This is a genomic window from Teichococcus aestuarii (assembly GCF_042651065.1).
Taxonomy (GTDB): Bacteria; Pseudomonadota; Alphaproteobacteria; order Acetobacterales; family Acetobacteraceae; genus Pseudoroseomonas; species Pseudoroseomonas aestuarii.
Window position 1 is genome coordinate 1 of sequence record NZ_JBHSCH010000175.1, and the last position, 710, is coordinate 710.

1 protein-coding gene is annotated in these 710 nt (G+C 64.8%); it reads left to right on the plus strand.

Features of this window, described 5'->3' with window-relative positions; translation table 11 throughout:
* Positions 1 to 224 (plus strand): hypothetical protein (locus ACFOY6_RS24235; RefSeq protein ID WP_379652472.1); only part of this gene is annotated, 224 nt, incomplete at its 5' end.
* Positions 225 to 710 lie beyond the last annotated feature (486 nt).

A 710-nucleotide genomic window follows, 5' to 3' on the forward strand; every position in this document is an offset into this window, starting at 1 on the left:
TGATCCCGGTCTGGCTGGCCGGCTGGGCGGCAGCGCTGGGCGCGGCTGTCCTGGCGGTGCTCGGGCTGCTCGGCGCCGGCCGGCGGCAGGGGCGCGTCGAGGCCGAGACGGCGGCAACGCGCCGCGACATCCAAGCCAGGGAGACCCGCGATGCGGTGGAGCGTGATGTGGCTCGCGAGCCTGATCCTGCTCAGCGCCTGCACGAGCGCTGGACCCGCGACTAGCTGCGGCCCTTGGCGGCCGATCTATGTCAGCCGCGCGGATGTCCTGACCGAGGGCACCGCCCGCGCTATCCTCGCGCACAACGAGACCGGCGCCGGCCTCTGCGGCTGGTGAGCATGTGCCGGAGTATCGTCAGCCCGAAATCATGTACCAGAGGTTGAGAAAGGCGAAGGCCAAGCCGCAAATCGCCAATATGAAGACCGAGATTAGCATGCGTGGGAAGCATCCATCTCTGGTCTTGAACATCGCACTAATCGCCTCTTTCACCCGCCATGATCTTTATTCAATTAATTCTTCAGGTGGACTCACAAATCCGATGGCCGGCGCCGCTCCGCAGGGAGGGCGCCTTTTCTTCGTCCTCTAGAGGAGACCAGCCCATGCGCTGCGCCCTTGGCGTCTACGGCGACAACAAGCCCGAGAACACCAACCGCTTCGATGCCATGAACGGCGCACCTTGCGCCTGGATCATGGGCACGATCATGGACACC